General features: G+C 66.8%; 5 protein-coding genes. 1 reads left to right on the plus strand and 4 read right to left on the minus strand.

The features are described from left to right. The 3 genes from ACFE99_RS24065 to ACFE99_RS24075 form a co-directional block, all read right to left on the minus strand. Positions 1 to 315: sugar phosphate isomerase/epimerase family protein (locus ACFE99_RS24065; protein ID WP_375489255.1), on the minus strand; the 315-nt coding region annotated here is incomplete at its 3' end. A gap of 16 nt (positions 316 to 331) precedes the next feature. Continuing rightward, positions 332 to 1312: a hypothetical protein gene (locus tag ACFE99_RS24070; protein ID WP_375489257.1), complete on the minus strand. Its 981-nt coding sequence runs from the start codon at positions 1310 to 1312 to the stop codon at positions 332 to 334. Next, positions 1309 to 2328 carry a hypothetical protein gene (locus tag ACFE99_RS24075; protein ID WP_375489259.1) on the minus strand — a complete coding sequence of 340 codons (1020 nt, stop codon included), beginning with the start codon at positions 2326 to 2328 and terminating at the stop codon, positions 1309 to 1311. Before ACFE99_RS24075 ends, ACFE99_RS24070 begins: the two co-directional genes overlap by 4 nt. A gap of 109 nt (positions 2329 to 2437) precedes the next feature. Here ACFE99_RS24075 and ACFE99_RS24080 point away from each other — a divergent pair, with 109 nt between their 5' ends. Continuing rightward, positions 2438 to 3223 carry a hypothetical protein gene (locus tag ACFE99_RS24080; RefSeq protein WP_375489261.1) on the plus strand — a complete coding sequence of 262 codons (786 nt, stop codon included), beginning with the start codon at positions 2438 to 2440 and terminating at the stop codon, positions 3221 to 3223. Here the strand turns inward: ACFE99_RS24080 and ACFE99_RS24085 are convergent. Continuing rightward, positions 3224 to 3514, minus strand: a 291-nt coding sequence (locus tag ACFE99_RS24085; RefSeq protein WP_375489263.1) for an FCD domain-containing protein, incomplete at its 5' end; no start/stop codon positions are given.

A 3514-nucleotide genomic window follows, 5' to 3' on the forward strand; every position in this document is an offset into this window, starting at 1 on the left:
AAACGGGGGATGTACGACGACGGTCTGCGCGCCGAGCTGTTCGGCGGCCCGCACGCTGCGCTCCAGCTTGGGTATCGGGTTGGCGCCCCAGACCCGCTGCGAGATCAGCAGGCAGGGTGCGTGCACCGATAGCACGGGTACGCCATAGCGCTGCGACAGCTTCTCCACCGCGTCGATGTCTTGGCTGACCGATTCGCCCCAGACCATCAGCTCGACACCGTCGTAGCCGAGTTTGGCCGCGTACTCGAAAGCGGCCTCGGTCCTCAACGGGTAGACCGAGGCCGTCGACAGACCGACCTTGATGGCTGGGCGCACTGGTTCTGGCGGGCGCCTAACCGGACTGCAACAGTGCCAGCGGCCCCAGCGTGACCAATGCCCCGACCGCCACCGCGATCAACGTGCTGCCGATGTCCTCGGTCTTGCGGACCACCCGGACCCCGACCACCAGGCCGAGGATGACCAGCACCGACAGCACCAGCGCGACGATGTTGTTCCACCGCCACAGCTGGTCGAAGGCGATGAACAACCCGGCCCCGAACGCAACCGCCAGAATCGACTGGAAGACCACGAGCCCGCCGTGTAGCAACGCCTCGGTTTTGTTCGTCCATGCGTAGGCGGGCTGTGCGTGCTCGTCGGCTTCATCGACGTCCGGGATGTCGGCGTAGTCCTCGTCGAGCTTGTCGTTGTCCAGCAGTTCGGCCGATCCGGTTTCCTCGTCGATGGTCGTGCCGGTGGGCAGCCCGTCGGCTCCGCGCAAGTAGGACCGCACGTAGGCGGAGTCCTCGGTCGCCGGCTCGGCTTCGCGCACCTCGGTGTCCATCACGTCCACGGGGATCTCGGCGTAGTCGTCGAACGGATCGGGACTCATCCGTTCGGCACCGGATTGCGTTTCGGCGCCTTCGCGGCGGGCGTCGATCCACCCGGCTTTGCGCAGCGGCCGCGGGTAGTGGCTGCGCTCGGGTCCGGAGTCCGGCGGTGACAACGGCGGGGATTCAGGCCAGCGCGCTTCGGGTTCCGACCAGTACGGGGTAGCGGAGCGGTCCTGGTCCTGTTTGTCGGGGACCGGCTCGGCGACCGGGCTGGCCGCGGCGGTGCGCAGGGCACTACTGGTGGGCTTCGCATCATCTTGGGGACCCTCGTCGCTGACGACGGGGATCTCGCCGGTCAGCTCGGCGACCGTCACCGCGTCGCTCTTGTGGCGCCGACGGCGACGACGGCCAGCGGGGGGTGGGGCGCCGAGAGTGCCGTTTTTGGCCAGCAACTCGGCCACCGTGATCGGCCGAGTGTTGGGGCTCTCATGTGGTCCAGTCATCGTGTGTCGCCTCTCGATCGGCCAACTGCAGCCCGATCAACTTGCTGGCTTCCAGCATCCCGCACGGTAGTGTCCACAAGGGCGGTTCCGTCGGCTTCGCTGTCAAGTTTGCGCAAGATGAGACCTTCACGCAGCGCCCATGGGCAGATATCCACCGTTTCTATCGACAGCGCTCGCATACTCGCCTCCGCCACCAGAGCGCCCGCCACGATCTGCGGCGCCCGCTCGGCACTTACTCCCTCCAGTTCCGCACGGTCAGCGGTCGTCATCCTAGAGATGAAAGATATGAGTTGTCTGAGGCCGTTGGCTGTCAGCGTCCGCTTGACCCGCGGCCCGGCCGCCGACGGCGCCGCGCCGGTAAGCCGAGCCAGCGAACGAAACGTCTTCGAGGTTGCCACTGCAAGGTCGGGGCTGCCGGCTTTCAACACGATCGCGCTGGTTTCGGCCAGCTCGGTGTCGAGCCAGTCGCGCAGCATCGCGACCCGCCGCCGGCCCGGCGGGTCTTCCGGCAACCACTCCCGGGTCAGCCGCCCGGCACCCAGCGGCAGAGACAGCGCAACGTCGGGTTCCTCGTCCACACCGCTGGACAACTCCAGCGACCCGCCACCAATATCCAGGTTGATGATCCGCCCCGCACTCCACCCGTACCAGCGGCGCACCGCGAGGAACGTCAGCCGCGACTCGTCGACCCCCCGCAGCACTTGCAGCTCGACACCGGTCTCGGCCTTTACCCGTGCCAGCACGTCATCGGAGTTCTTGGCGTCGCGGAGCGCCGAGGTGGCGAAGGCCATCAGCTCGGCGCAGCCCGAACTGACCGCGATCTTGGCGAATTCGTCGATGGTCGAGATCAGCTTGTCGGCGCCCTTGCGGGTGATCTTGCCGGAGCTGTCGATGGCCTCCGCCAGCCGCAGCGTGGCCTTGGTCGAACTCATCGGCGTCGGGTGCCCACCGCGGCGAGCATCAACCACCAAAAGATGGACCGTGTTGCTGCCCACGTCGAGCACCCCTAATCGCACGAGACAACATTACGTGGCGTCAGAGCAGGTGGCGGGCTGAGGAGACGCGCCGACGACCCGACGCGGCGCGCGACGTTGAGCCAGAGGGATTTTGCTCTACGGTGGACACGTGGCAGCCTCCCAGCCGGAGCACCCCGGCGAGGTCGAACTGGACTTCACCCGCGAATGGGTGGAGTTCTACGACCCGGACAATCCCGAGCATCTGATCGCCGCGGACCTCACCTGGTTGCTGTCGCGCTGGACGTGCGTGTTCGGTACGCCGGCCTGCCAGGGCACGGTGGCCGGTCGTCCCAATGACGGGTGCTGCTCGCACGGGGCTTTTTTGTGCGACGACGACGACCGCGCCCGGCTCGACGACGCGGTGACGAAGTTGACGGACAAGGAATGGCAGTTCCGCGAGCAAGGCCTGGGCCGCAAGGGTTATCTGGAACTCGACGAGCACGACAACGAACAGCAATGGCGCACACGCAAATTCAAGGGCGCGTGCATCTTCTTGAACCGGCCGGGGTTCAAACGGGGCGCCGGCTGCGCGCTGCACATCAAAGCGCTCAAGCTCAAGGTGGCGCCGCTGACCATGAAACCCGATGTCTGCTGGCAATTGCCGATCCGGCGCAGCCAAGAATGGGTGACCCGGCCCGACGGCAGTGAAATCCTCAAAACCACGATCACCGAGTACGACCGCCGCAGCTGGGGCCCCGGCGGCGCCGACTTGCACTGGTTCTGCACCGGTGACCCCGCCGCCCACGTCGGCGCCAAGCAAGTTTGGGAAAGCCTGGCCGAGGAACTCACCGAACTGATCGGTGAAAAGGCTTACGCCGAATTGGCAGCAATGTGCAAGCGGCGCAACAAGTTAGGGCTCGTCGCCGTACACCCGGCGACCCGGGCGGCCGAATAGTCACTCGGGCTCGTAAACCGACTTGTAGGACTCCACCATGCGGGCGGCACTGGAGCGCAGGTAAGCCTCGACGGCCCTGGCGGCCCCCGGCGCATTGCGGGCCGCCACGGCCTCGGTGATCGCGCGCAATTCGGCGACCACCGTGTCGGCATCGCCGTAGGCCGCGGTGAGCTCATGCTCGCGCCCGCCGAAGGCCTGCTCGACCCAGCGGTACAGCAGCCCCAGCGCGCGGTTGCGGGTGGCGTGAACCAGCACGCTGAAGAACGCCAGGTCGGCCGTCTGACGCGCCTC

The organism is uncultured Mycobacterium sp., from assembly GCF_964249325.1.
Lineage (GTDB): Bacteria > Actinomycetota > Actinomycetes > Mycobacteriales > Mycobacteriaceae > Mycobacterium.

Bases quoted from the DNA above. Each gene is read 5' to 3' on its own strand.
- ACFE99_RS24070 (WP_375489257.1), bottom strand. From the start codon at position 1,312: ATGACTGGACCACATGAGAGCCCCAACACTCGGCCGATCACGGTGGCC.